The sequence below is a fragment of the Streptomyces sp. NPDC051136 genome (assembly GCF_044455745.1).
Taxonomy (GTDB): Bacteria; Actinomycetota; Actinomycetes; order Streptomycetales; family Streptomycetaceae; genus Streptomyces.
The window spans coordinates 140,193-165,454 of record NZ_JBITFE010000013.1; the positions used below are offsets into that span (position 1 = coordinate 140,193).

A 25,262-nucleotide genomic window follows, 5' to 3' on the forward strand; every position below is an offset into this window, starting at 1 on the left:
ATAGGTTCCCGGGAGATTCTGGTGACCGTTACCCGGGCATGCGAGGATGTCGGCTGTGAGTAGTCGCCTGAAGGACGTCGCCGCCCTCGCCGGGGTGTCGACCCGTACCGTTTCCAACGTCGTCAGCGGCTCGGGCTCGGTGGCCGAGGAGACGCGGGCGCGGGTCCAGGCGGCCCTGGACGAGCTGGGCTACCGGCCGAACGTCGCCGCTCGCAACCTGCGCGCCGGACGCACCGGGCTGATCGGCCTGGCCATTCCCGAGCTCTACTCACCGTACTTCGGCGAACTCGCGAGCCAGATCGTGCACGCCGCCCAGGAGCGCTCGTGGACCGTCGTGATCGACCAGACCTTCGGGGACCCCGACGCGGAGCGGCGGCTGCTCGACGGCACCGGCGGGCGCCTGGTCGACGGTCTCATCATCAGCCCGTGGGCGCTCGGGCCGGAGGAGCTGACCAACACGTCCCGTGACGTGCCGGTCGTCCTCCTCGGCGAACGGCAGCCGCACGGGCTCGCCGACCGCGTCGCCGTCGACAACGTCCAGGCGGCCGAGGAGGCGACGTCCCATCTGCTCGCCTCCGGCCGCAGGCGCATCGCCGCGATCGGTCCGCAGCCGCACCTGCGCAACGAGACGGCCCGGCAGCGGCTGGAGGGATACCGCAACGCCCTGCGAGGCGCCGGGCTGAAGCCGGACCGGGCCCTCGAACAGGCCGTGACGACGCTGCACCGCAAGGACGGAGCGGAAGCGATGACCGCCCTGCTGGACGCGGGCACGCGCCCGGACGCCGTCTTCGCCTTCACCGACGAACTCGCCCTGGGCGCCCTGCACGTGGCGCACCAGCGAGGCGTGAGCGTGCCGCGTGAGCTGGCCGTCGTGGGCTTCGACGGCATCGAGGACGGGCAGTACGCCAATCCGCCGTTGACGACGGTCGTCCCGGACAAGCGGCAGATCGCCGAGCGGGCCCTGCAGTGCCTGGCCGACCGCATATACAGCCCGGCCTCGGCGGTGCCGCCCCTCGACATCGTGATCCCGCACCGCCTCGAGGTGCGCGGGAGCAGCGCGCGGGTCGACTGACGCCTCGGACCGGGGAGTTCAGGGCCTCGGTGCCGCTGCCGGGTCCGGAACCGATCGGCCCGTCATCGCACACGTCCGGCCTCCAGGGGCGGCTCGCTCCTTGCCCGGCACGGCATGCGTACCGTCGGCGGGCCGCCGGCCGACCGTGGCTCTCGGGGCGAGGATGGCGTGATGTCGTGCATCGGACCGATAAACCGCATCGGGGCGATTGTCACCGCTTCGGGGTAAGCCTGCCGTGACCCGGGCGGACATCGCCGTTCCAGCGGCTAGCTTTCTGAGCGCGGACGGATCCCCGTGATCCGTCCGGTCCGATGTCCACGCCTCTTCGCCTCTCCGTCTCTCCGCCTTTTCACCTCTTCGCCTCCCGGCCTCTTCGCCCCCCGTCGACGCACCCGCGTGCGCCGGTCGGTCCGTCGTGCAAGGAGAACGTCTCCCGATGTCCGTCGACAGCCTCCCGGAAGCTCAGACCCCCTCCGACGCGCCGCAGCAGTCCCTGAGTACCGCCGCCGCCCGCAACCTCGCCACCACCACCAAGTCCGCGCCGCAGATGCAGGAGATCACCTCCCGCTGGTTGCTGCGCATGCTGCCCTGGGTCGAGGCAGGGGGCGGCGCCTACCGGGTCAACCGGAGGCTGCGGCACACCCTCGGCGACGGGCGCATCGAATTCGTCCAGGACGGCGCCACGGTCCGGGTGATCCCCCGGGAGCTCACCGAACTGGCCGTTCTGCGCGGCTTCACGGACACGGACGTCCTCAGCACCCTCGCCGACCGCTGCGCGCAACGCGACTTCACGGCGGGCGACGTCCTGGTCGAGCGCGGCAGTCCCGCGGACCGCATCCACCTCATCGCCCACGGCCGGGTGAGCCAGACCTCCGAGGGCAAGTACGGCGAGCGGGTCTCCGTCGCAGTGCTCGCGGACGGCGGCCACTTCGGCGAGAAGGCCCTGACCGACGCCGACGCCCGCCATGACTGCACCTTCACCGCCGAGACCTCGGGCACTCTGCTCACCCTCTCCCGCGCCGACTTCACCGCGGTCCAGGCCGCGGCACCGCAGTTGCGGGCCCATGTCGACGCCGTCGGTTCCCGCACCCGGCAGCCGCAGACCAAGCACGGCGAGGCGGAGATCGCCGTCTCGGCGGGCCACGTCGGCGAGGCGGAACTGCCCGCCACCTTCGTGGACTACGAGCTGCGGCCGCGGGAGTACGAGCTCGCCGTCGCACAGACCGTCCTGAGGATCCACACCCGGGTCGCGGACCTCTACAGCGACCCGATGGACCAGAGCGCGGAACAGCTCAGGCTCGTCGTCGAGGCGTTGCGGGAGCGGCAGGAACACGAGCTGATCAACAACCGGGAGTTCGGGCTGCTGCACAACGCCGACTTCAAGCAGCGCATCCAGCCCCGCAGCGGCCCGCCGACCCCGGACGACATGGACGAGCTGCTGTGCCGCCGGCGCGGCACCAGGATGTTCCTCGCGCACCCCAGGACCATCGCCGCCATCGGGCGCGGCTTCAACGCCTGCGGTCTCCACCCCGAGCACGTCGACCTCGGCGGCCAGACCGTCCCCGCCTGGCGCGGCGTCCCCATCCTGCCCTGCAACAAGATCCCGGTGAGCGAGGAACAGACCAGTTCCATCATCGCGATGCGTACCGGTGAGAAGAGCCAGGGCGTCGTCGGCCTGCGGCAGACGGGACTGCCGGACGAGTACGAACCGGGCCTGTCCGTCCGGTTCATGGGCATCAACGAGCAGGCGGTCACCTCCTACCTCGTCAGCACCTACTACTCCGCCGCGGTGCTCCTGCCCGACGCCCTCGGCGTGATGGAGAACGTCCAGATCGCCCCCGTGTCGAGCTGAGGCCCCGAGCAGCCCCAGGACCACTCCCCGACGCCACCCCTCCGCCGTCCAGCGTCCCACCCACTGCAGCAAGGAGCCGCCGATGCCCGACTCCCGGCCCCTCGGACCACGCCCCGCCGAACCGGGGCCGACGCCGCCCACCGCCGTACCGGACCCGCCCGCCCCGGCGACCCCGGGCGGCCCGGTCGCACCGACCGTGTCCGACTTCCTGGCGGCACTGCACCCGCCGGTCGCGGTCACCGGTCCGGCACCGTCCCCGGCGCCCGTCGCCGCGGCGCCGCCCCCGACGCCCGCCCCCTCCGCGCCGGCCACGCCCGCCCCGGATGCGGCCGACACCGCTCTCCAGCGGGTTCTGCGCGGCCCGACCGGGCTGGGCACGACCGGACTCGCCCTGACCGGCAGGTACGAGCAGCATCCGGAGCCGGTGGTCCCGGCACCCGCCGCACCCGCCGCCGGACGAGCCGTTCCCGGCCTCTACCACCACCCCGTCCCGGAGCCCGACCCCGCGCGCGTCGAAGAGGTGAGCCGCCGGATCAAGCGCTGGGCCGAGGACGAGGTCCAGCTCTACCCCGAGGAATGGGAAGGGCAGTTCGACGGCTTCTCCGTCGGCCGCTACATGGTCGGCTGCCACCCCGACGCCCCGTCCGTCGACCACCTGATGCTCGCCACCCGCCTGATGGTCGCGGAGAACGCGGTGGACGACTGCTACTGCGAGGACCACGGCGGGTCACCCGTCGGCCTCGGCGGTCGCCTCCTCCTCGCCCACACGGCGATCGACCACTTCCACACCACCGCGGAGTACACGCCGGCCTGGCGGGAGTCACTCACCTCGGACGCCCCGCGCCGTGCCTACCACAGCGCCATGGACTACTTCGTCCGCGCGGCGACCGACTCCCAGGCCGACCGCTACCGGCACGACATGGCCCGGCTGCACATGGGTTACCTCGCCGAGGCCGCCTGGGCCCAGACCGAGCACCTCCCTGAGGTGTGGGAGTACCTGGCGATGCGCCAGTTCAACAACTTCCGCCCCTGTCCCACGATCACCGACACCGTCGGCGGCTACGAACTGCCCGCCGACCTGCACGCCCGCCCCGACATGCAACGGGTCATCGCCCTCGCCGGCAACGCGACCACGATCGTCAACGACCTCTACTCGTACACCAAGGAACTCAACAGCCCGGGCCGCCACCTGAACCTGCCGGTGGTGATCGCCGAGCGCGAGCAGCTCTGCGAACGCGACGCCTACCTCAAGGCCATCGAGGTCCACAACGAACTCCAGCGCGCCTTCGAGGCAGCCGCGGCCGAGCTCGCCGCGGCCTGCCCCCTGCCCCCCGTGCTGCGCTTCCTCAAAGGCGTGGCCGCGTGGGTCGACGGCAACCACGACTGGCACCGTACCAACACCTACCGCTACAGCCTGCCCGACTTCTGGTAAGGAACGGACGTATCTGTGACCACTGAGACCACCACCACCTCATCCACCTCCGCCACCGCCGTCGCGAAGATCCCGTCCCCGGCGACGCCGTACCAGCAGGACATCGCCCGCTACTGGAACAACGAGGCACGGCCGGTCAACCTCCGGCTCGGTGACGTGGACGGGCTCTACCACCACCACTACGGCATCGGTGCCGTGGACCGCACCGCGGTCGGCGACCCGGCACACAGCGAGTACGAGAAGAAGGTCATCGCGGAACTGCACCGTCTGGAGTCGGCACAGGCGGAGTTCCTCATGGACCACCTCGGTACGGTCGGCCCCGGCGACACCCTCGTCGACGCCGGCTGCGGACGCGGCGGCTCCATGGTCATGGCCCACCGCCGCTTCGGCTGCCGGGTCGAGGGGGTCACGCTGTCCGCCACCCAGGCGGAGTTCGGCAACAGCCGCGCGCGTGAACTGCGCATCGACGACCACGTGCGCTCCCGCGTGTGCAACATGCTCGACACCCCCTTCGACAAGGGCAGCATCACGGCCTCGTGGAACAACGAGTCGACCATGTACGTCGACCTCCACGACCTGTTCGCCGAGCACTCCCGCTTCCTGAAGCCCGGCGGCCGGTACGTGACGATCACCGGCTGCTGGAATCCCCGCTACGGCCAGCCGTCGAAGTGGGTCTCCCAGATCAACGCCCACTTCGAGTGCAACATCCACTCACGCCGCGAGTACCTGCGCGCCATGGCCGACAACCGGCTCGTGCCGCACACCATCGTCGACCTCACCGCGGACACCCTGCCCTACTGGGAGCTGCGCGCCACGTCCTCCCTGGTCACGGGGATCGAGGAGGCGTTCATCGAGTCCTACCGCGACGGCTCCTTCCAGTACGTCCTGATCGCGGCCGACCGGGTGTGAGTCCGACTCGCGGGACCGGAGCCCTTCCGGCGGCTCCGGTCCCGCGAGCCGCGCCGGCGCGTGCCGGGCCCCATCGGCCCAGGTCGCGGACGTGTCCGCCGACCGGAGGTAGGCTGCGGCGGTGCGTACGGTCGAGCTCCTGTTGGACGAGACGGCGGAGTCGGCGGTCCTGGAGGCCTGGCGGCGGCTCGCCGACGCGGGACTGCCCAGTCAGGCCCGGCACCGCTCGCCGACCAACCGCCCCCACCTCACTCTGGCCGCCTGCCCGGAGCTGACCGCCCCGATCCGGTGGGAGCTGGCCGAGGTGGCCGCCGCCCTGCCCCTGCCGGCCCGCTTCACCGGTGTGGCGCGCTTCGAACGACCCACCTCGGTGCTGGCCTGGGCGCTGGACCGCGACGCCGCGCTGGCCGCTCTGCACCGGCGGGTGTGGGAGGCGGTGACCTCGGACAGCCCGGCCCAAGCCCTCAGTCCCTTCCACGAGCCCGGCCGCTGGAGCCCGCACATCACCCTCGGCCGGACCCTCCGGGCCGGGGCGTTCGCGGACCGAAGAGTCCCTGAGCTGCTGCCGTCCCCGCCCCTCGCGGCCGCTCTGGTCACCCTGCGCAGCTACGACACCGAGGCCGGCACCGTGGAAGTGCTGCGGCCCCGCCCCTGAGCGGCCCGCCGGGCAGCCGGCCGCTCGGCGACACCCTCCCCCGGGAAGCTCCCCGCGATGAGTTTCCGGTGGCCTCGCGGTCTACCCGTCGAGGAAGGGAGCGCACCATGCGCAAGGTCATTGTTTGCACGTTCCTGACGCTCGACGGCGTCATGCAGGCGCCGGGCGGCCCGGACGAGGACGCGGAGAGCGGCTTCGAGCACGGCGGCTGGCAGAAGCCGGTGGACGACGACGAGGTGGGCACCGCCATCGCCGGATGGTACGAGGGCTCCGACGCGATGCTGCTCGGCCGCAAGACGTACGACATCTTCGCGTCGTACTGGCCGACCGCCGATCCGGGCAACCCGTTCACCGACCGGATGAACAGCATGCGCAAGTACGTGGCGTCCCGGACGCTGACGTCCGTCGACTGGCAGAACTCCACACTGCTGGCGGGCGACACCGCCGATGCCGTACGCGAGCTGAAGGCGACCGACGGCGGCGACATCAACGTCGTCGGCAGCGGCGACCTCGCCCAGACGCTCATGCGGCACGACCTCGTCGACGAGTACCGGCTGACCATCCACCCCGTGATCATCGGCACCGGCAAGCGGCTGTTCGCCGACGGGGCGATCCCGACCGCGCTGGAGCCGGTCAGCGTGACGACGACGAAGGGCGGCACCGTCGTCGGCGTCTACCGCCCGAACGGCAGGCCCACCTACGACAGCTACTAGGTCTTCCGGTCGGCCGGTTCCAGCCGACCGTGCCCAGGGACCGGCCTGGCCACGACCTGCCGGCGCGCCCGGCAGAAACGGGGCTTCACGCCCGTCCCCCGAGCCGCCGGCGGCGGATGCCGCGAGGTGACGGCCGCCCGATCCGTCAGCGGGGGATCGAGTACCGCCTCCCGCCCGGACGGCGGACGCTTCTTCACATCCGCAGCCCGCTGCGATCACGACGCTGTTACTCACTTTCGGGTGAACGTGTTCAGGCCTCGGGGGTGGCGTGCTCTGGCGCTCGGGAGCCACGAGCCAGTGCGCGCAAGCCTCGTTGAGCCGTATGTCCGTCAACTTCGTGCCTTCGGCGCATATATGGATGTTGCAGGCGACTGTCACGGCGGTATGGGCGAACGGCAACACCGTTCACGTCTTCTCCACGTGCCGGTCGCGGTGCGGGCAGGGTGTGGTCGTGCGGCCGATCCGGCCGCCATCCGCACCAGGCGCAGTCCGGTCCGCGGCGTGACCGCGGTCGGCTGTGTCCGCACGAAGCAGGGGAGAACCCGTGTCGAAGTTCCTCACCTCCCGCCGGCTCACCGCCGCGGTTCTCACGGTCGGTGCCCTCACCGCCGCGGTCGCGGTGCCGGCGTCGGCGGCCGACCACCGGCCCAAGCGTCCGAACGTCGAGATCAGCCGCGTCCAGTACGACTCCCCGGGGCGTGACGACCACTCCAACCGTTCGCTGAACAAGGAGTGGGTGGAGATCACCAACAACACCCGCCACGCGGTGAACCTGAAGGGCTGGACCCTCAAGAGCGAGGACGGCCACACCTACAAGTTCCGTCACTACCGCCTGGACGGGCGGGCCACCGTCCGCGTCCACACCGGCCAGGGCCGCGACACCGGCCGTGACGTGTACCAGGACCGCCGCGACTACGTGTGGGACAACCGGTCCGACACCGCCACCCTCCGCAACGACCACCGCCGGTTCGTCGACGACAAGTCCTGGGGCCACAAGCGCCACGGCGGACGCCACTAAGAGCCGGCGGACGAGCCGGTAGTCGGGCCCGGGCACCGGCACGGCACCGCCACAGCACACGGCGCGCCATCCCTTCCAGGGGTGGCGCGCCGTCGGCTTGCGCCTCGATACGGGGGCCCCGGGCGGGCGTGGACCGGTGGGCGCCGTGGGCGCGGGCAGGACGGGTAATTCGCTTGCCCCGGCGGCAGGTCGGCGCTGCACTGTGGGCGGACACCATGATCCGGTGGTGCCGGTTCACCGAGGAGGCAGCGGCAGCGATGGACATCCGTCCCACCACCGACAAGGATCTCGACGTCTTCGTGGACACGGTCCATGCCGCGTTCGGGCGCTTCCCGGAGACCCCGGTCGAGGGCGGCGGGCTCTGGTGGTCGGCGCTCGAGACGGACCGCTGCCTGCTCGCCCGTACGGCGGACGGGCGGGCCGTCGGCACCGCCGCCGCCTACTCCTTCGAGCTCACCCTGCCAGGGAAGACCGTCGTCCCGGCCGCCGGAGTGACCGCCGTCGGTGTCCTGCCCTCGCACCGGCGCCAGGGGGTGCTCACCGCGATGATGCGGCATCAGCTTGCCGAGGTGCGGGGACGCGGAGAGTTCCTGTGCGTGCTGCTGGCCTCCGAGGCCCCGATCTACGGGAGGTTCGGTTACGGACCGGCGACCTACACGGCGCGGCTGACCGTGCCGCGCCACGGGGCAGCCCTCGCCGCACCCCGGGTGGCCGGCGCGGCCGGCGCGCCGGCGACGGGCTCCGACAACGGCTCTCTCGACGGCTCGGACGGCGGCTCGGTCGAGGTCCTGCGTCGGACCGAGTGCGGAGAGGTGCTGGAGGAGGTCTACGACCGCTATCGCCGCGCCCAGCCCGGCGCGTTGTCCCGGCCGCACCGCTGGTGGGCCCTGCGCGCGGGGCAGCCCCCGATATCGCCGGCGCCGCGCTACGTCGCCGTCCACCGGGACACCGACGGCGTCCCGGACGGGTACGCGAGCTACTCGGTCGAGTCCGGCACCCTGACGGTCGACGAGACCGTCGCCAGCGACGACGCCGCCTTCACGGCCCTGGCCCGGTTCGTCCTCGGACACGACCTGGTGTCCCGGGTCACGTTCAAGCACGTCCCGCCCGATCACCCGCTGCGCTGGCGGTTCGCGGACTTCCGCGCCGGTGAGGTGAGCGGCGACACCGACTGGCTCTGGGTGCGGCTGCTGGACGTACCGCGTGCGCTGACGGCACGCGGCTGGTCCGCGGACGGCGAGCTGGTCCTCGACGTGCACGATCCGTTCCTCGGCGGGCGCGACCGTCACCTGCTGACCGTCCGGGACGGCAAGGCCGACTGCGTTCCGACGGACCGGGAGCCCGACCTGTCCCTCGACATCCGCGACTTGGGCTCCGTCTACCTCGGCGGCACTGCCCCGAGCACGCTCGTGCGGGCCGGACACGTCCGGGCACACCGTCCCGGCGCGGCGACCCTCGCTGACGCGCTCTTCCGCGCCGAGTCCTCCCCGCACTGCCTCCACTGGTTCTAAACCGCGCCAGGGCGGCCGGCGCAGGCGCTGCGGCGCGGTGCTGGGGCGGGTCAGTCCCCGAAGTAGGCCCGGGCGACGGCGTGGCTGTCCTCGTAGAGGTGGTAGCGGGTGATCCGCCCGTCCCGCACCGTGATGTGCAGGGCGAACGCGGTGTCGATGTCCCGGCCCGTCTTCTTGACCTCGGAGACCATGCGTCCCAGGAGCACCACGTCGTCGCCCTCGGCGATGATCTGGCGGAGCTCGAACTCCTTGGTCCGCACATGGGTTTGCAGCAGCTCGAAGAACGTCCGCATGCCGGCCGACGAGTGGACCTCCGGTACCCATGGGATGCCGGGCGGGTGCGGGATCGAGAAGGACACCGAGTCGGCGAACAGTGCCGCGGCCTCCCCGCTCCTCCCCTCGGCGAGCAGCGGAAACAAACGTTGCACGGTCTGCGTCGGTGACTCTGCCGTCATGCCTGACGACCCTACCGGTCGCCGACCGCATCACGAACGTGTTCGTTACGATCGGTCGCATGGCAGCGAGAAGAGACCCGATCAGCCGCCGGGAGCGCCCGGCCAAGCCGGCCCTGTCCCGTGGATGGATCGTCGACACCGCGGTGGCGATCATGCGTGCGGAGGGGCTGGAGAAGGTCACCATGCGCCGCCTGGCGAAGGAGCTGGACACCGGTCCCGCCTCCCTCTACGTGTACGTGGCCAATACGGCGGAACTGCACGCGGCCGTGCTCGACGCACTGCTCGGCGAGGTCGACCTCGACGCCGCGGACGCCGCAGACGCCGCGGACGCCGCGGACGCCGCGGGGGACTGGCGCGGGCAGCTCCGCGCGGTGCTGACGTCGTACACCCTCGTGCTGTTCGCACATCCGCAGCTGGCCCGGTCGGCCCTGGTCGCCCGCCCCAGCGGCCAGAACTACCTGCGCCTGGTGGAGCGCGTCCTCGGGCTCCTCGCCCGCAGCGGAGCCCCCCGTGCCCAGGTCGCCTGGGGTGTGGACATGCTCCTGCAACACGCCACCGCGACCGCGGCCGAGCACTCGACCCAGGAACACGATCCGACGTCCGACGACGACTGGAACGCCACCGTCCGGGCTCTGCGCGAGGCGGACGGGACGACCCATCCCGCGATCGCCTCCCACCTGACGGTTCTGACCAGCGGCTCCGTCCAGGACCGTATGGGCTGGTTCTTCGACGTGCTCGTCAACGGGATCACCGGGACGCCTGTGCCCGGCACGGGTGACCGGGTGGACGCCGTCGGCTGAGGCCCGGGCCGCAGAGCGAAAGGCCCGGTAGGGGCCGGATCGAATCGCTGGACCGGCTTCCCGGCAGCACTTTCCGCGGGGATGCGCATCGTCTGGCGAACTTGTTCGCCACGAACATGTTCGTTAGCCTGATGGGAGACCCGCATCCACCGGCACGCGCACCTCCCGGAGGCATCGATGAGCACCGACCACCACCCCATCGCGATCGTCGGCGGCGGCCTGGGCGGCCTCACCGCCGCCCGGGTCCTGCACGTCCACGGCATCGAGTCCACGGTCTTCGACCTCGAAGCGGGCCCCGAGGCCCGTACGCAGGGCGGCATGCTCGACATCCACGAGGAGAACGGCCAGCAGGCGATCCGTGCCGCCGGCCTCCATGACGAGTTCCGCAAGATCATCCACGAGGGCGGTCAGGCGATGCGCCTGCTCGGCCCCGACGGCACCGTCCACCTCGACGCCGAGGACGAGGGCGACGGGGGCCGCCCGGAGGTCGACCGCGGTGACCTGCGCGACCTGCTGCTCGACTCCCTGCCGGAGGGCACGGTCCGCTGGGGCCGCAAGGTCACCGGGGTCCGGCCGCTCGGCGACGGCCGCCACGAGGTCACGTTCGCGGACGGCTCGTCCGTCACCACCGGACTGCTGATCGGTGCCGACGGCGCCTGGTCGCGCGTCCGGCCCCTGCTGTCGGACGCCGTACCCGCCTACACCGGCATCTCCTTCGTGGAGAGCGACCTGTACGAAGCGGACAGGCGCCACCCGCGCAGTGCGGCCGTCATCGGCGGCGGATTCTTCCTCTGCCTCGGCGACCGGCGCGGCTTCCTCGCCCACCGCGAGACCGACGGCAGCCTCCACGTGTACACCGCGCTCAAGGCGGACGAGGACTGGGTCGACACGATCGACTTCACCGACCACGCCGCCGCCAAGTCCGCGGTCCTCGCCCACTTCGAGGGCTGGGACGAGGACCTGCGCGGCCTGGTCGCCCACGCGGACACGCTCACCCCGCGCCGCATCCACGCCCTGCCCGTCGGACACCGCTGGCAGCGGACCCGCGGCGTCACCCTGCTCGGCGACGCCGCCCACCTGATGTCCCCCTTCGCCGGTGAGGGCGCCAACCTCGCCATGTACGACGGCGCCGAGCTCGCCCTCGCGCTCGCCGCCCACCCCGGGGACACCGAGGCCGCGCTCACCGCCTACGAGGAAGCGCTCTTCCCCCGTGGTGAAGCATCCGCCGTCGAGTCGGCGCGCAGCCTGGACACCATGTTCGGTACGGACGGCCTGGAGCAGATGGTCGGGTTCTTCACCTCCGCACCCGCCGAGTGAAGCGCCGGGTGGGCGCCCGCCGGGGGAGGGCCGGTGAACCCGGAAGCGACGCGGCCCGGGAGACCCGTCCGAAGCCGTAGAGTCGGCTGGGCAGGAGGGCGACGGAGCGCGGAGGGAGCGAGTCGGGTGCCCCGGACGGGAACGACGGCGGTGCTGGCGCTGTTGCCGGAGGCCGAGCCGCTGTTGCGGTCGGCCGCCGAGGTGGACGGGTCGGCGGTGCGAGCGGGCGTGCCCGCACACGCCGCGCTGCTCTATCCCTGGCTGTCCCACGACGAGTTCGGAGCGCCGGAGCTGCACCGGCTGCGGGCCGCGCTGCCGGCCGGCCCGGTCTCCGTGACGCTGGCCGAGGTCGAACGGACCGGCGGATTCGTCGGTGTCCCGGTGCCGGGACTGACCCACGTGGCCGATGCGGTGCGCAGCGCGTTTCCGGGGCACGTGCCCTACGGCGGCCGGTTCGGCCCGCGCCCGCCCGTGCACGTCACCGTGGCTCTGGAGGCCGCCCCGCACACCGCTGCGGACATCGCGCGCAGGACCGCCGCCGCCCTGCCCATCACCACACAGGTCACCGCCCTGCACGTGGTCGGCCTCACCGACGCGGGCTGGCGGAGCCTCGCCGAACTGCCGCTGGACCCCTGACACGGCAGGCGGCACGTGCCGCCGACGGCTGCCGTGCGGGCACCGGTCGGGACCGAGACACCTCAGGCCGCGCACGGACGACTCGCCGGTGAGATCCGCTCCGTGCGACACGCCCTTTACCAAACGAGCCCCCGCCGGGCGGCACTTCCTCGTGACTTCAGCCTGATTTCACCCACTACACAGCGATCCGGCCAACCTCCCACGGTTTTTCACCTTCTGGACAACCGGGCACGCGGCCGCGCCCTCTCACAGCGCGGGCACAGCAACGTGCCCGCCTGCTTCCTTCCCACAGCACCCCCCAGCACCTGAAGGACGAGGGATCGATGACCAGAACGCGCACCACCCGGCTGCGGCGTCCACTGCTCGCAGGCACCACCGCCGTCGCCGCCATGGCCGTGACCGCCGGACTCGTGGCAGCCACCACGGAGCCGGCGAAGGCGGCGACAGGACCGGAGCTGAGCCTCATCTCTGCGACCGGCTCACTCACGCTCACCTCCTGGAAGGAGGACCCGGGCGTCTACCTCGACCTGGGCACCTACCTCACCGCGGACGGCAGGCCACTTGAGCTGAAGGTGACCCGGAAGTCGTACAAGGACCCGGTGACCGTCACCCAGACCGTGTACGAGGGCGGCAAGGCCAAGGCCAAGACGTTGCCCAAGGGCACGGTGAAGGACTTCTCCGGGCTGCCCGGCTTCGCGGAGATCACCGTCACCGACAAGGCGGGCAGGAAGGTCCTCAGCCGGACCGAGAACTTCTGCCCGAACAACGCCAGCGGCCGGGTACGCCCCGACGCGCCCGCCACCTCCAAGTATCCGGAGAGCTGCCCCACCAACCCGTTCACCCTCGGTTCGGTCTGGGGCGTCGAGAAGGGCTGGGCGGCCAACACCTACGCGGGTTCCTACACCGAGCCCGTCGCCCTGCCGGCCGGGACCTACACGGCCAAGGTGGGCGTCGCCAAGAAGTACCGCGACCTGTTCGGCATCGCCGACAAGCCCGCCACCGTCAAGGTCACCGTGGTGGAACGCAGTTACGAGGACGAACAGGGGGCCGCCGGGGCGAGCGCGTCCCTCAGCGCGACCACGGGCGGACACGCCGGTCACGATGCCGCCCACCGGGCCCCCTCCGCGCACGCGGGTCACGGACCGGGGCACGCCCCGACCCCCGCGCAGGCCGCCGCACCCGTCACGAGCGGCGCGGGCCCGTCCTACAACGTGGGCCACGGACCGCTGAAGGCGGCGCCCCCCGCCCTGCCGTGGGCGCTGAAGAAGAAGCAGGCCGCGCGCTCCATGCCGGTCGGCGACAAGGGAGGCCAGACCGACGGCTCGCGCAAGGCGCTCGCGCTCCAGCCGCTGGCGAAGCGCCCCTCGGGCAAGCCCTCACTCCCGGACGTCCCCAAGCCCGACCTGCGCTCGCTGCCGGCCTACGGCATCGTCGTCAGCGACGGGGAGAAGAACGTCCCCGGCAAGGACTACCTGGCCTTCAGCGCCAACGTGTGGAACGCCGGTCCGGCGCAACTGGTCGTGGACGGCTTCCGGTCGCCCGGCAAGGCCAAGATGGACGCGTACCAGTACTTCTACGACGCCAAGGGCAAGCAGGTCGGCTACACCCCGACCGGCACCATGGAGTGGGACCCCCGTCCGGGCCATGTGCACTGGCACTTCACCGACTTCGCCAGCTACCGGCTGCTGAAGGCGGACAAGAAGGAGGCCGTGCGCAGCGGCAAGGAGGCCTTCTGCCTGGCCAACACCGACGCGATCGACTACACGGTCAAGAACGCCAACTGGCACCCGTTCAACACCGATCTGTCCACCGCCTGCGGGGAGGAGAACTCCATCTCCGTGCGCGAGGTGCTCGACGTCGGCTCCGGCGACACGTACTCCCAGGACCTGCCGGGCCAGTCCTTCGACATCACGGACGTGCCCAACGGCACGTACTACATCCAGGTACTGGCCAACCCCGAGAAGCGGCTCAAGGAGACGAACCTCGACAACAACAGCGCGCTGCGGAAGATCGTCCTCGGCGGCAAACCGGACGCGCGGACGGTGACCGTACCGGCCCACGACCTGGTCGACGCCAACTGACCCGACGCCAGGCGCACCGGCGCCCGGCCAGACGAGCCGACGGCCGCCACGGGTGGCCGTCGGCTCCGGCCGCGGGCCTGCTCGACTCAGAGGTGGGCGAGGACGTTGACGACGTTGCCGTCGTCGTCCCTGTAGAAGAAGCGCCGTACGCCCCACTCCTCGTCCGTGGGGCCGTACAGGATCTCCAGGCCGGCGGCGCGCGCCCCCTCGAGAGCCGCGTCGAGGTCCTCGACCTCGACGGAGGCCGCCGGGTTCACCGGCCCGGTCGGGTCCTTGGTGATCAGGCTGACCTGCACGGACCGGTCGTTCGGGGGAGCGAGGGTCGCGATCCAGCCGTGATTCATGACCACCTCCATCCCGGTGACCCGGACATGGGCTTCGACTGCGGAATCGAGATCGCTCACGGTGAGCAGCGGCATCGCGCGGAGTGCAGACATGGCGCCAGCGTAGCCAGCCCGCCGCACGGGACCGGGGGCCATTCTCGGCCCTTTCGCCCCGCGCCGGCGGGGGTCGAGGCATCACCCTCGGTACTTGCCTTCGCGCTGGCACGCCGGGCCGGTGGGTGAATCCGGCCGAGCGGGATACTGGAAGCAGGACGGAGGCGACCATGCTGACAGAGCTGCGCGGGCATGCGGGCAAAGCCCTGTTCGCGCGGGTGGCAGGTCCTGACGGACCCGCCGTCCGGGCCCGGATCCACGACACTCCCGGGCCCCGCTGGTTCGAGCCCGACCGTCCCATACGCACGGTCCACGGCGATGCCTCGATGTTCATCGGCGGAATCAGCGCCCTGCTGCTGCAGTCCCTGCACCCACTCGCCATGGCGGCGGTCGCCGCCCACTCCGGCTTCCGGGGCGACCCGTGGGGCCGGCTGCAGCGCACCAGTACGTTCCTCGCCGTCACCACGTACGGCACCGCCGACGACGCGCAGCGAGCGGTCGACCACGTCCGCGGCATCCACGAGCGCATCCGCGGCCGGACGGCGGAGGGACTGACCTACCACGCCGCCGATCCGCACCTGCTGGGCTGGGTCCACGCGGCCGAGACGGACAGCTTCCTCCGCGCCCATCAGCGGTACGGGGCCCACCCGCTCGACGACGCCGGCTACGACGCCTACGTGGCCGACACCGCCCGGGTCGCCGAGGCCCTGGGAGTCGTCGACCCGCCCCTCGACCGCCGCGGCCTGGCCGCGCGCCTGTCCGCCTACCGGCCCGAGCTGCGAGCCACCGCGGAGGCCAGGGCCACCGCACGCTTCCTGCTGCTGCAACCGCCGATTCCCCTGGCCGCCCGCCCCTTCTACGCCGGTCTCGCGGCGAACGCGGTGGCCGTCCTGCCGCCGTGGGCCCGGGAGCTGCTGAGGCTGCCGCGGCTGGCGGTCGTCGAGGACCTGGCCGTGCGTCCCGTCGGCCGTGCACTCACAGGTGCCATCCGCTGGGCCATGACACCACCACCGGCAAGCCCGTGACCACCCCTTCTGCTCGTCGCGCGGCTTCCCACTGCGACGCCGGCGGGCCGGGTCGCAGTACCGGTGGCCGGCGCCCGGGACCCGCCGTCGGCCGCGCCTCCGGCGTCAGTCGACTCGCGGACCGGGCTCCGGGAGGCGATGGTCGGTGTGGGGCAAGTGGAACTCCGCGGTGACGTGCTTCCCGTCGGCGCGGTGGTCGGTCTCCAGGCGGTCGCACAGGCGTGTGAGCAGGTGCATGCCGTGTCCGCCGACGCGGCGGGGGTCGGGTACGCGGAGCCGGGGCGTCCGGGGGGAGGTGTCGTGGACGGTGATGCGCAGCCGGGCGGGGGCGCCCGGGAGGACTTCGAGCAGGAGACCGCCGGGCCCCGGCGCGTGCCGCAGGGCGTTGGTGACCAGTTCGCTCACCACCAGCTGGGCATCCTGGCTGACCTGGGCCTCCGGGGGGTGCCCGGCCCGGGCGAGGAGGTCGCGTGTCGCGGTGCGGGTGTCGGCGAGGGAGATGCCGTCCGCACCCCATACGACGCCGTGACGCAGGGACACTGTCGGGTGGTGCTCATCCGGTACCTGCTTTCCGAGCGGGATGACCATGGTGATTCCTGTGCGATGCGGTCGGTTCCTGACTACTGATCGTTTACGTTTGCCTCTTTTCGCTTACCCACGGTGTTCTTGTTCATGGGTGGGGCCGTCGGCACCGAACGGGCCTTCGTGGACCCACGGGCGGGAACGCCCGACGGAGTCATACGGCGTTCACGCGTGCGGGGTCGTGCTCCGGGGCCGAGGTGTGCGACGGTGGAGGGACAACGAGACCGACCGGCACCCCCTGGGCGCCGGTCTTTCGGGACCGGGCGTTGCCCCCCACACGGGCACTCGGCCCCACCAATGCCGTGCACCTCACCGGGGTGCATCGCCTTTGGGCTCGTCAACCCCCGGAAGGGGGCGCGCCCAGAATGAACGTCACCACGACCATCGACGGCACCCGTGCGAGCCTCACCCCGCACGGAGACATCGACTTCGACACCCTGTCCTCGCTCCGGGCCGCCGTCGACGCGCTGCCCGATCACGTGACCGACCTGCTGTGGGACCTGCATCACACGCCCTTCATGGACGTCGCGGGCCTCCACCTCCTGTTCGGCCCGGCCCCGCGAGGGGGCGCCGACCGCACCACGACCGTCACGGGTCTGCGTCCGCAAGCCCTGAGGATGCTGCTCCTGGCCACGGACGTACACCCCACCGTCATCGACATCTCCCGGCTGTTCCCGGACACGCTCCGTACCCTGCCCGCCTGACCTCCCCGGGTGCCGGCCGGACCCGGGAAGCGGCCGGGCCGCCGGCCCCGCGTCCCGCCGCCGGTCCTTACCATGAGGCGAGTGCTGTCGACCGGAGTCGTGCGAGGAGGAAACGCAGGGTGTTCTCAGTGCAGGTCATGCATGAGGCCCGGGGCGCGGTGATCGCGCTGCGCGGAGAGCTCGACTTCGAGAGCGTGGTGCAGCTGGAGGAGGCCGGTGCGACGGAACTGGCCAGGGGACGGGACGCGGGGCCCGTCGTCGTCGACTGCGCGGCGCTGTCGTTCTGCGACTCCTCCGGTGTCGGTGCCCTTCTGCGGCTGTTCCAGGAGTTGGCCGCGCAGCAGCGGGTACTGAGGCTGGGGGCCGTGCCGCACTCGGTGGTGCGGCTGTTCACGCAGACGGGGCTGGACCAGGTATTCGCCGTGCACAAGGACGCCGACGAGGCACTGACCGCAGGAACGCGGCAGCGCGAGGGCGTGGCCGCGCTCGTGGAGGAACCGGCGAGGCCGAAGGGGAGGCAGGTCATATGACGCGCGTACCGGGGCAGTACGCGCCCCAGCCTGCCGGGGGGCCGGTCACGCGCGCCGCCGTCGACCGAGGTGCGGACCGGGACGCGGAAGCACTGCTGGGCCAGTCGACGGTGATGTTCGCCTCTCTCGCGGGGCCCGCCCACATGGTGGAGACGGCGAACACGGCCTTCTTCGACGTGGTCGGCGGGCCTTCGCGCACCCGTACCGGCGTTCCGCTCGGGCAGTTGACGCCGGAACTGCGCGAGCAGGGCTTCATCGAGCTCCTGGACCGGGTCTACCGCACCGGCCGGCCCTGCAACGGGTGGGACGCCCGGGTGCTCCTCGGCCGCGGGCGGGACGTGCGGGAGGCGTTCGTCGACTTCACGTGCGAGCCCCGCGTCGACGCCGGCGGCAACGTCATGGGCGTGCGTGTGATCGGAGTGGAGACCACCCGGATCAAGCACGCGCAGCGGCTGACCGCCGAGCACCGTGTCCTGCTCGAGCAGATCGCCCGGCAGGCCCCGCTGCCGGACGTGCTCGACGGTATGGCTCGCGCGATCGAGGACCTCGCGCCCGGAGACGTCCTCGTCTCCGTGCTCCTGGCCGACCCCGACGGCCGGCACCTGCGCCACGGCGCCGCGCCCAGCCTGCCCGCCTTCTACAACGAGGCCATCGACGGCATCGCCACCGGAGAGGGCGTCGGCTCCTGCGGCACCGCCGCCCACCGACGGCGGCCGGTGATCGTCACCGACATCGCCACCGACCCGTTCTGGGACGACTTCCGCGACCTGGCCGACCGGGCCGGTCTCGCCGCCTGCTGGTCCACTCCGATCCTCGCGAGCGACGGCGCCCTCTTGGGCACCTTCGCGATGTACCACCGCACGCCGCGGACCCCGCAGGACGCCGACTTCGCGCTCGCCCGGATCTTCGCCCACACCGCCGCTCTGGCCATCGAACGCCACCGGACCGAACAGGCCCGTTGGGAAGCCGAGGCCCGGGCGAGGGCCGCCCGCGACGACCTCGCCTTCCTGCTGAACGCCAGCACGCTCCTGAGCGCCGACCTGGACGCCGACCAGGCCCTGCAGCACCTGGCCGACGCCTGCGTTCCCGTTCTCGCCCCGCTGTGCGCCGTCGACCTCGTCGAGGCGGGACGCGTCAGACGGGTCGCCACCGCCGCACCCGCCCAGGCCCAACGGGATCTGCTGGCTGCTCACATCCCGGTCTACGACGCAGCCGACGACGCCGTCGCCCGCGTGCTGGCCTCCGGCACCAGTGAGGTCGCCCGGCGCGCCCCCACGGGAGCCGGCCCCTGGCAGGACCTCGGTGTCACCGGTTACCTGTGCGTTCCGCTGACGGACCGCGGTCGCGTGTTCGGCACCGTGAGCCTGTTCTCGACGGACTCGCACGCCATTGACGGCCGGGCCGTCGCCCTGGCCGAGGAGCTCGCCCTGCGGGCCGCCTCGGCCGCCCGCAACGCCCGCCAGTACACCCAGCGCGCCGCCCTCGCCCGCGACCTCCAGGCCGGCCTGCTCCTGCCCGACCTCCCCGACGTGCCCGGCGTCGACGTCGCCGCCTACTACCACCCGGCCGGTGAGGGGCTCGACGTCGGCGGTGACTTCTACGACGTGTTCCCCCTCAACGACGGACGGTGGGCCTTCCTCGTCGGCGACGTCTGCGGCCGCGGCGCCCTGGCCGCCGCCACCACCGCCCTGGTCCGGCACACCGCCCGCGCCGTCGCCCCGCTCCTGCCCGACGCCGCCGACGTCGTCACGGCCGTCAACCGCGCCCTGATCAACCGCCCCACCAGCCACGGCACCGGCTTCGTCACACTCGTCTACGGCCTGCTCACCGCGACCCCCACCGGGCTGGACGTCGAGCTGGTCCGCGCCGGCCACACGCTCCCGCTCCACCTCGTCGCCGATCACACCGTCCGGACGATCGACGCCCCCGGGATACTGCTGGGCATCGCCCCCGACCCGCCCCTCACCACCCGCCGCGTCCACCTGGAACCGCACGAAAGCCTGGTGCTCTACACCGACGGCATCATCGAAGCGCGGCAGGACGCCACCCTGTTCGGCGAGGAGCGTCTCGCCGACGCGGTGAGCAGCACCCAGCGCCGGCCCGGCGCCCGGCAGATCATCGACGCCGTCACCCGGGCCGTCGCCGCCTTCACCGGCGGCGGCGACGTCGACGACGACCAGGCGGTCCTGGTCCTCACCGCCACCGAACCGCTCCCGTCGCCGCCGGACCGGGCGGTGCCGTCAGGGGCACCCCGACGACCGTGACCGGAGCGGCCGGACGAAGACGGCGGCCGGCGGAGCCCGGCGAGGCCGGGTCAGCGGTCGCCTCCCTCCTCCCGCTCGTCGAAATCCTCGCGTGCGCGCTCGATGGCCGGCATGTGCTGCGACGCCCAGGCCAGCAGCACGTCGACGGGGTCCCGAAGGGTCTTGCCGAGCGGGGTGATCCGGTACCTGACCGCCACGGGGCGGGTGGAGACGACCTCGCGCCCGACGACGCCGTTGCGTTCGAGGCGCCGGAGCGTCGCGGTCAGCGACTTCTGGGTGACCTGGGGAATGGCCCGGCGCAGTTCGTTGAAGCGGCAGGGGCGCTCGCAGAGTTCGTTGAGGACACTGAGCGACCACTTGTCGAGGATCTGGTCGAGCAGCTCGCGATGCGGGGCGTCGATGCGGAGTTCGTCGGCGGTATCCATGGCGAAACCTGGTCTCGTTGAAGTGTCCTTCTTCTCCTAGGTAGCTTCAGGATACCTACTTCGGAGGAGAGAAACCCATGGCAGTCCAGCACTTCACACCGGAAGGCATGCTCCAGCCGGTCCCGTACCACCACGTCGCCGTGGGCACCGGGGCGAAGCACGTCCACGTCAGCGGACAGGTGGCCCGCCGGGCCGACGGGATTCCGGTCGCGCCCGGTGATCTGGCCGGGCAGGTGGCCCAGGCGTTGCGCAACACCGCCGTCGGACTGGCGGGCGCGGGCGCGACGTTCGGGGACGTGCTGCGCCTGACGTTCTACGTGACCCGGTGGGCGCCGGAGAAGATCGGCGACTTCATGGCCGGCGTGGAGGCCGTCGCCGAGGAGATCGGCCTCCCGGCTCCGATGCCGCCCGCCTCCCTCATCGGCGTCGAGTACCTCTTCGAGCCGGACGTGCTCGTCGAGGTCGAGGCGACCGCGGTCCTGGACTGATCTCCGGGGCGGGCCTTTTGAGGGCCGCGGCGGCACCGTCCGCCCCGCGAACGGGTGCGCGGCACCGAGTATGAGGGGAGGGGCCAGGTCGGTACGATGACGGTGAACAGTCCTGCGGACGGGGCCACGCCGAAGACCGCGCCGACGACCGGGAGAAGGACGGTGCAAGCCGTGAAGGACGCGACGTGATCGCCTACAGCACCCGAGAGCGCACGGTCGAACGCATGGACCACGGTGACCACCTGTGTCTGGCGTTCAGTGACGAGGCCGAGCAGCGCCGGGTGGTGACCGCCTATCTTCTGGGAGGCCTGGAGCGCCGTGAGCGCGTGATGTACTTCGCCGACCAGAGCACTCCCGGGCAGGTGCTCACCTGGCTGCGTGAGGCCGGTACGGATCCGGCGGCCGCGCTGGACAGCGGACAGCTCACGGTGACCACGGCAGACGCCAGTTACCTGGCCGACGGCCCCTTCGACGCGGATGCCATGGTGGCCACCCTCCAGAAGGAGGTCAGCGACTCGCTCGCGGCCGGCTACACCGGCTTCAGGGTCAGCGGGGAGATGGGCTGGGCCCTGCGGGACATCCCCGGTGCCGAGCGCCTTGGCGAGTACGAGACGAAGGTGAACGACGTGTTCGCCGGACGCCCCGCCTCCGCCGTCTGCCAGTACGACGCCCGTCGTTTCGACGCCGGGTCCATGGACGCCTTCGACCGGCGCCATCCCGGAATCGTGGCGCAGCAGCCGCTGCACAACAGTTCGTCGCTTCAACTGGTGCCGTCCCTGCGTGACGGCCGGCAGTCGCTGCGCGTGATCGGTGACGTGGACTACCACTGCGCCGAAGCCCTGTCCGGCGCGCTCGAGACGGTCTGCGACTGGCCGGGTGACATCACGGTCGACATGAGCGCCCTCCAGTTCATCGACCTCGCCGGTGTGCGCGCCCTGGTGCGCACCGCCGAGCGGCTGCCCGAGGGACGCAGGCTCCACGTGGTCGACCTGGATCCCATGCTGAGCAACGTCATCCACGTCATCGGCTGGGACGAGACACCGGCTCTCACCGTCACCGCGCGGGGGGTCTCCGCGTGAGCACCGTCGCGGCGTCGTACCCGCAGGGAGACGCGCCCCACCCCCGCGAGAGCGCACCGCGGGCGGGCCATCAGGCACTGGTCTACGGCAGTGACGAGGCTTTCCTCGCCGCGATGGTGCCGTTCTGCCGGGGCGGTGCGGAAGCGGGTGACACCGTCCTGGCCGTGACGACCCGCAGCAACGTGGACCTTCTGCTCGGGGAGCTGGGGGACGCGGCCCGGTACGTCGAGTTCGTCGACGCCGACGACTGGTGTCGCACGCCCGGACCCACCCTGGGCGCCTACCGGCGCTACGTCGACCAGTACACCGCGCGAGGCCGTGCCCGCCGGCTACGGGTGATCAGCGAGCCGGTCTGGCACGGACTCGACGTAGTGGAGGCGGCCGAGCGGACCCGCTACGAGTCCGCACTCGATGCCGCGTTCACCGACCGCCGTGCGCGCATCGTCTGTCTCTACGACACGCGCACCCTGCCCGAGGCCGTGGTGGCCGACGTCCGGCGTACCCACCCCGCGCCGCTGACCGGACCCCCGTCACTGGCCGGCCCCCGCTCCACCGCACCGGGTACCGGCGGCGGTCCCCGGCAGCGCCCGCTGGCGCCGGTGCCCGCCGACGGCGAGGAGGCCGTGATGCGCTTCGGGCACGACCTGTCCGCGGTCCGCGCCTTCGTCACCGAGGCCGCCACCGCGCTGGGGATGCCCGACGACCGCACCCGACGGCTGGTCTTCGCCGTCAACGAGGTCGCCACCAACGCCCTGCAGCACGGTGGAGAGGGCAAAGGACGGGTGACCGTACGGCGTTGCGGATCCCGCGTCGTCTGCGACGTCACCAGCCCCCGCAACACCGCGGGCCTCGACTGGTACGCGGGGTACCTGCCGCCCGATCCGGGACAGCGCCGGGGCCACGGGCTGTGGGCGGTGCGCCAGCTGTGCGACGCGATGGAAGTCGGCGCCAGCTCCCGGGAGACGACCGTCCGACTGCACGTGACCCTGCCCTGACACCGCGTTCCGGTAGCGGAGACACACCGCCCGCCGCCGGGGGCGCGGACCCGACAGCCGCCGGACGCAGCGTCAGGCGGGCGTCGGCGCGGGGGCGGGGAGGTAGGGCGAGATGTTGCGCCAGGCACGCTCGACGTACTCGTTCTTCTCACCGACCGGGGCGACGTAGCGGAGGGCGTCCGCGGCGGCCTCTCCGCTCCGCAGTCGGGCGATGACCCAGGCGGCGAGGTAGGGCGAAGACAGACATCCGCCGGCGGTGGCGACGTTGCCCTTGGCGTAGAAGGGCTGGTCGAGGACCTCGATGCCGGCCGCGACGACCCAGGGTTGCGTGGTGAGGTCGGTGCAGGCGGGGACGTCGTCGAGCAGTCCGAGCCTGGCCAGGACCAGTGCGCCGGAGCACTGGGCCGCGATGAGCCGGCGTGAGGGATCCAGGCCCCGCAGGACCTCCATGATCGCCGGATCTTCGACGACCTCGCGGGTGGCGATGCCGCTGCCGACGATGACGGCGTCGGCGGAGCACGCCTCCTCCAGCGTGGCCATCCCTTCGACGACCACTCCGTTCATGGAGGTCACCTTGGCACCGGGAGTGGCGATGGTGATGCGCCAGTCGGCGGCCTTGACGCGGTTGAGCACGCCGAGCGCGATCAGGGAGTCGAGTTCGTTGTAGCCCTCGAAGGTGAGAATGGCGATGTGCACGGCGGCGTCCTTCCGGGTCGGCGCGATCGGCTGCGACGGTACGGACCCGCCGACAGGACAGTCAAAGAATTGTCATGGATACAATCCGGCCCATGGCAGCCCCGCGCTACAAGGCACTGGTCGACGCGCTCGCCTCCGACATCCGGACGGGACGCCTGGTCGCGGGCGCCAGGCTGCCGACCCACCGTGCGCTGGCCGCTCGCGAGGGCGTCGCCGTGGTGACCGCGACGCGGGCGTACGCCGAACTGGAGGCCATGGGCCTGGTCAGCCGGGAGCAGGGCCGCGGAACGTTCGTACGGGACCTCGCGGTTCCACCCGGGCACGGCATCGACCAACAGGACGTGGCCACGGATGCGGTCGACCTCAACTTCAACTACCCGTCGCTGCCCGGCCAGAGCGACCTCCTTCGCCAGGCCCTGCGCGACGTGGCCGTCGCCGGTGATCTCGAGTCGCTGCTGCGCTACCAGCCGCACCCGGGGCGCCCCCAGGACAGGGCCTCGATCAGCCGTCACCTGGGGCGGCGGGGCATCACCGCGGACCCGGACCGCGTCCTCGTCGTCAACGGCGCTCAGCACGGTCTGGCCGTCACGGTCATGGCCGTCCTCAAGGCCGGGGACGTCGTCGCGGTCGACGCACTCACCTATCCCGGCTTCAAGGTGCTCGCGCACGCCTTCCACCTCGACCTGGAGCCCCTCCCCACCACCGCCGACGGTCCCGATCTCGACGTCCTGGAGAAGCTGTGCGCCACCCGGCCGGTGCGCGCGGTCTACGCCATGCCGACCCTGCACAACCCATTGGGCTGGGTCATGACGGAAGCCGACCGCCTCCGGCTGATCGGGATCGCCCGGCGGTCGGGGGCGTGGATCGTCGAGGACGCCTCGTACGCCTACTTGGTCGAGCACCCCCCGCCCCCGTTGGCGGCGACCGCGCCCGACATCACCCTCCACGTCTCGGGGCTGTCCAAGAGCGTGGCAACGGGCCTGCGGGTCGGCTTCGTCCTCGCACCCGCGCCCGTGGTGCCGCTGCTCGAACGCGCCGTCCGAGCAACCACCTGGAACACCCCGGCCCTGACCACGGCGATCGCCTGCCGCTGGCTCGACGACGGCACGGTGGACCAGCTGGAGGCACAGAAGCGAAAGGACGCCGAAGCCCGCCAGGCCATCGCTGCGGCGGAACTCGCGGGTCTGCCCCTGGTCGGGCATCCTTCGTCCTACTTCACCTGGCTGCCGCTGCCGGACGACGCACGCGCCGACCGGCTGGCCGCGACCCTCGCCCGGCACCGCATCTCCGTCAGTACGGCGGAACCGTTCACCACCTCGGCCGGCCCGCCGCAGGCGATTCGGCTGGCCCTCGGCTCCACCGACCCGCACAGCCTCCGGGTGACGCTGCGCACGGTGCGGCGCCTGGCCGTCGAGGACGCCTTCACGTGAAGCCGGTCGTACGGCAAGCGAAGAGAACCAGGCCGGGGCCGGTCAGCCGGAAGCCGGCGAAGCACGCCACGATCGCGGCACGTGAGCGCGGGTCAACGACGAGTACCCGGCACCGCTTTGAGCAGCTCTCCGTCGAGCAGGACGACGAGGCAGCCG

25 protein-coding genes are annotated in these 25,262 nt (G+C 72.0%); 20 read left to right on the forward strand and 5 right to left on the reverse strand.

The features are described 5' to 3' along the window. The first annotated feature begins 55 nt into the window (after positions 1–55). From ACIBCJ_RS31950 to ACIBCJ_RS31985, 8 genes are all read left to right on the forward strand, one after another. Positions 56–1,072 (forward strand): LacI family DNA-binding transcriptional regulator, encoded by a 1,017-nt coding sequence (locus ACIBCJ_RS31950; RefSeq protein ID WP_365981246.1) that lies wholly within the window; start codon positions 56–58, stop codon positions 1,070–1,072. A gap of 436 nt (positions 1,073–1,508) precedes the next feature. Continuing rightward, positions 1,509–2,924, forward strand: a complete 1,416-nt coding sequence (locus ACIBCJ_RS31955; RefSeq protein WP_365981244.1) for a family 2B encapsulin nanocompartment shell protein — start codon at positions 1,509–1,511, stop codon at positions 2,922–2,924. A gap of 82 nt (positions 2,925–3,006) precedes the next feature. Then, complete coding sequence (locus ACIBCJ_RS31960) at positions 3,007–4,356, forward strand: family 2 encapsulin nanocompartment cargo protein terpene cyclase (RefSeq protein ID WP_365981243.1); 1,350 nt, start codon at positions 3,007–3,009, stop codon at positions 4,354–4,356. Positions 4,357–4,371: 15 nt separating this feature from the next. After that, positions 4,372–5,265: a geranyl diphosphate 2-C-methyltransferase gene (locus ACIBCJ_RS31965; protein ID WP_362103334.1), complete on the forward strand. Its 894-nt coding sequence runs from the start codon at positions 4,372–4,374 to the stop codon at positions 5,263–5,265. Between the two features lie 121 nt (positions 5,266–5,386). Beyond that, a complete protein-coding gene (locus ACIBCJ_RS31970) occupies positions 5,387–5,920 on the forward strand; it encodes a 2'-5' RNA ligase family protein (protein WP_365981242.1) in 534 nt (177 codons plus the stop codon). Between the two features lie 107 nt (positions 5,921–6,027). Further along, a complete protein-coding gene (locus tag ACIBCJ_RS31975) occupies positions 6,028–6,633 on the forward strand; it encodes a dihydrofolate reductase family protein (RefSeq protein ID WP_362509244.1) in 606 nt (201 codons plus the stop codon). A gap of 544 nt (positions 6,634–7,177) precedes the next feature. Further along, complete coding sequence (locus ACIBCJ_RS31980) at positions 7,178–7,651, forward strand: lamin tail domain-containing protein (RefSeq protein WP_362103337.1); 474 nt, start codon at positions 7,178–7,180, stop codon at positions 7,649–7,651. 257 nt (positions 7,652–7,908) lie between these two features. Next, positions 7,909–9,162 carry a GNAT family N-acetyltransferase gene (locus ACIBCJ_RS31985; RefSeq protein WP_365981241.1) on the forward strand — a complete coding sequence of 418 codons (1,254 nt, stop codon included), beginning with the start codon at positions 7,909–7,911 and terminating at the stop codon, positions 9,160–9,162. Positions 9,163–9,212: 50 nt separating this feature from the next. Here the strand turns inward: ACIBCJ_RS31985 and ACIBCJ_RS31990 are convergent, their stop codons facing one another. Beyond that, positions 9,213–9,617, reverse strand: a complete 405-nt coding sequence (locus ACIBCJ_RS31990) for a nuclear transport factor 2 family protein (RefSeq protein WP_362509250.1) — start codon at positions 9,615–9,617, stop codon at positions 9,213–9,215. A gap of 59 nt (positions 9,618–9,676) precedes the next feature. On the opposite strand from ACIBCJ_RS31990, the gene ACIBCJ_RS31995 reads away from it, so the two are divergent. From ACIBCJ_RS31995 to ACIBCJ_RS32010, 4 genes are all read left to right on the forward strand, one after another. After that, a complete protein-coding gene (locus ACIBCJ_RS31995; protein ID WP_365981240.1) occupies positions 9,677–10,417 on the forward strand; it encodes a TetR/AcrR family transcriptional regulator in 741 nt (246 codons plus the stop codon). 177 nt (positions 10,418–10,594) lie between these two features. Continuing rightward, positions 10,595–11,734, forward strand: coding sequence for an FAD-dependent monooxygenase (locus ACIBCJ_RS32000; RefSeq protein WP_365981239.1), 1,140 nt, complete (start codon positions 10,595–10,597; stop codon positions 11,732–11,734). A 126-nt stretch (positions 11,735–11,860) separates the two neighbouring features. Next, positions 11,861–12,370: a 2'-5' RNA ligase family protein gene (locus ACIBCJ_RS32005; protein ID WP_362509259.1), complete on the forward strand. Its 510-nt coding sequence runs from the start codon at positions 11,861–11,863 to the stop codon at positions 12,368–12,370. Positions 12,371–12,693: 323 nt separating this feature from the next. Beyond that, complete coding sequence (locus tag ACIBCJ_RS32010; protein ID WP_365981238.1) at positions 12,694–14,451, forward strand: lysyl oxidase family protein; 1,758 nt, start codon at positions 12,694–12,696, stop codon at positions 14,449–14,451. An 86-nt stretch (positions 14,452–14,537) separates the two neighbouring features. On the opposite strand, the gene ACIBCJ_RS32015 is transcribed toward ACIBCJ_RS32010, so the two are convergent. Further along, entirely contained in the window at positions 14,538–14,888 is a 351-nt protein-coding gene (locus tag ACIBCJ_RS32015) for a VOC family protein (RefSeq protein ID WP_362103344.1), read from the reverse strand. A 170-nt stretch (positions 14,889–15,058) separates the two neighbouring features. Here ACIBCJ_RS32015 and ACIBCJ_RS32020 point away from each other — a divergent pair, with 170 nt between their 5' ends. Next, positions 15,059–15,913, forward strand: a complete 855-nt coding sequence (locus ACIBCJ_RS32020; protein ID WP_362509265.1) for an oxygenase MpaB family protein — start codon at positions 15,059–15,061, stop codon at positions 15,911–15,913. A 105-nt stretch (positions 15,914–16,018) separates the two neighbouring features. On the opposite strand, the gene ACIBCJ_RS32025 is transcribed toward ACIBCJ_RS32020, so the two are convergent. Beyond that, positions 16,019–16,453, reverse strand: coding sequence for an ATP-binding protein (locus ACIBCJ_RS32025; RefSeq protein ID WP_362509267.1), 435 nt, complete (start codon positions 16,451–16,453; stop codon positions 16,019–16,021). A 407-nt stretch (positions 16,454–16,860) separates the two neighbouring features. Between ACIBCJ_RS32025 and ACIBCJ_RS32030 the strand changes: the two genes are divergently transcribed. The 3 genes from ACIBCJ_RS32030 (at position 16,861) to ACIBCJ_RS32040 (ending at position 19,993) form a co-directional block, all read left to right on the forward strand. Beyond that, entirely contained in the window at positions 16,861–17,199 is a 339-nt protein-coding gene (locus tag ACIBCJ_RS32030; protein ID WP_365981237.1) for an STAS domain-containing protein, read from the forward strand. Positions 17,200–17,336: 137 nt separating this feature from the next. Further along, positions 17,337–17,729: an STAS domain-containing protein gene (locus ACIBCJ_RS32035; RefSeq protein WP_365981312.1), complete on the forward strand. Its 393-nt coding sequence runs from the start codon at positions 17,337–17,339 to the stop codon at positions 17,727–17,729. Continuing rightward, a complete protein-coding gene (locus tag ACIBCJ_RS32040) occupies positions 17,726–19,993 on the forward strand; it encodes a SpoIIE family protein phosphatase (protein WP_365981236.1) in 2,268 nt (755 codons plus the stop codon). The genes ACIBCJ_RS32035 and ACIBCJ_RS32040 overlap by 4 nt, the downstream gene beginning before the upstream one ends. A 50-nt stretch (positions 19,994–20,043) precedes the next feature. Here ACIBCJ_RS32040 and ACIBCJ_RS32045 read toward each other — a convergent pair whose 3' ends face one another. Next, positions 20,044–20,418 carry a helix-turn-helix domain-containing protein gene (locus ACIBCJ_RS32045; RefSeq protein ID WP_362103350.1) on the reverse strand — a complete coding sequence of 125 codons (375 nt, stop codon included), beginning with the start codon at positions 20,416–20,418 and terminating at the stop codon, positions 20,044–20,046. Between the two features lie 77 nt (positions 20,419–20,495). Here ACIBCJ_RS32045 and ACIBCJ_RS32050 point away from each other — a divergent pair, with 77 nt between their 5' ends. From ACIBCJ_RS32050 to ACIBCJ_RS32060, 3 genes are all read left to right on the forward strand, one after another. Beyond that, the gene (locus ACIBCJ_RS32050) at positions 20,496–20,906 is read left to right on the forward strand and encodes a RidA family protein (protein WP_362103351.1); all 411 of its coding nucleotides are present in this window, start codon (positions 20,496–20,498) and stop codon (positions 20,904–20,906) included. Between the two features lie 185 nt (positions 20,907–21,091). Next, positions 21,092–21,985, forward strand: coding sequence for an MEDS domain-containing protein (locus ACIBCJ_RS32055; protein WP_365981235.1), 894 nt, complete (start codon positions 21,092–21,094; stop codon positions 21,983–21,985). Then, the gene (locus ACIBCJ_RS32060) at positions 21,982–22,980 is read left to right on the forward strand and encodes a sensor histidine kinase (RefSeq protein ID WP_365981234.1); all 999 of its coding nucleotides are present in this window, start codon (positions 21,982–21,984) and stop codon (positions 22,978–22,980) included. Before ACIBCJ_RS32055 ends, ACIBCJ_RS32060 begins: the two co-directional genes overlap by 4 nt. A 72-nt stretch (positions 22,981–23,052) precedes the next feature. Here the strand turns inward: ACIBCJ_RS32060 and ACIBCJ_RS32065 are convergent, their stop codons facing one another. Beyond that, a complete protein-coding gene (locus ACIBCJ_RS32065) occupies positions 23,053–23,676 on the reverse strand; it encodes a DJ-1/PfpI family protein (protein ID WP_365981233.1) in 624 nt (207 codons plus the stop codon). Positions 23,677–23,768: 92 nt separating this feature from the next. Between ACIBCJ_RS32065 and ACIBCJ_RS32070 the strand changes: the two genes are divergently transcribed. Continuing rightward, on the forward strand, positions 23,769–25,106 hold the full coding sequence (locus tag ACIBCJ_RS32070) for a PLP-dependent aminotransferase family protein (protein ID WP_365981232.1): 1,338 nt from the start codon (positions 23,769–23,771) through the stop codon (positions 25,104–25,106). Positions 25,107–25,262: the final 156 nt, after the last annotated feature.

What these genes read in the sequence shown, in the direction of transcription:
- ACIBCJ_RS31955 (WP_365981244.1), top strand. Translation starts at nt 1,509, where the DNA reads ATGTCCGTCGACAGCCTCCCGGAAGCTCAGACCCCCTCCGACGCGCCG.
- ACIBCJ_RS31960 (WP_365981243.1), top strand. Translation starts at nt 3,007, where the DNA reads ATGCCCGACTCCCGGCCCCTCGGACCACGCCCCGCCGAACCGGGGCCG.
- ACIBCJ_RS31975 (WP_362509244.1), top strand. Translation starts at nt 6,028, where the DNA reads ATGCGCAAGGTCATTGTTTGCACGTTCCTGACGCTCGACGGCGTCATG.
- ACIBCJ_RS31985 (WP_365981241.1), top strand. Translation starts at nt 7,909, where the DNA reads ATGGACATCCGTCCCACCACCGACAAGGATCTCGACGTCTTCGTGGAC.
- ACIBCJ_RS31990 (WP_362509250.1), bottom strand. Translation starts at nt 9,617, where the DNA reads ATGACGGCAGAGTCACCGACGCAGACCGTGCAACGTTTGTTTCCGCTG.
- ACIBCJ_RS31995 (WP_365981240.1), top strand. Translation starts at nt 9,677, where the DNA reads ATGGCAGCGAGAAGAGACCCGATCAGCCGCCGGGAGCGCCCGGCCAAG.
- ACIBCJ_RS32000 (WP_365981239.1), top strand. Translation starts at nt 10,595, where the DNA reads ATGAGCACCGACCACCACCCCATCGCGATCGTCGGCGGCGGCCTGGGC.
- ACIBCJ_RS32010 (WP_365981238.1), top strand. Translation starts at nt 12,694, where the DNA reads ATGACCAGAACGCGCACCACCCGGCTGCGGCGTCCACTGCTCGCAGGC.
- ACIBCJ_RS32015 (WP_362103344.1), bottom strand. Translation starts at nt 14,888, where the DNA reads ATGTCTGCACTCCGCGCGATGCCGCTGCTCACCGTGAGCGATCTCGAT.
- ACIBCJ_RS32020 (WP_362509265.1), top strand. Translation starts at nt 15,059, where the DNA reads ATGCTGACAGAGCTGCGCGGGCATGCGGGCAAAGCCCTGTTCGCGCGG.
- ACIBCJ_RS32030 (WP_365981237.1), top strand. Translation starts at nt 16,861, where the DNA reads ATGAACGTCACCACGACCATCGACGGCACCCGTGCGAGCCTCACCCCG.
- ACIBCJ_RS32035 (WP_365981312.1), top strand. Translation starts at nt 17,337, where the DNA reads ATGCATGAGGCCCGGGGCGCGGTGATCGCGCTGCGCGGAGAGCTCGAC.
- ACIBCJ_RS32040 (WP_365981236.1), top strand. Translation starts at nt 17,726, where the DNA reads ATGACGCGCGTACCGGGGCAGTACGCGCCCCAGCCTGCCGGGGGGCCG.
- ACIBCJ_RS32045 (WP_362103350.1), bottom strand. Translation starts at nt 20,418, where the DNA reads ATGGATACCGCCGACGAACTCCGCATCGACGCCCCGCATCGCGAGCTG.
- ACIBCJ_RS32050 (WP_362103351.1), top strand. Translation starts at nt 20,496, where the DNA reads ATGGCAGTCCAGCACTTCACACCGGAAGGCATGCTCCAGCCGGTCCCG.
- ACIBCJ_RS32070 (WP_365981232.1), top strand. Translation starts at nt 23,769, where the DNA reads ATGGCAGCCCCGCGCTACAAGGCACTGGTCGACGCGCTCGCCTCCGAC.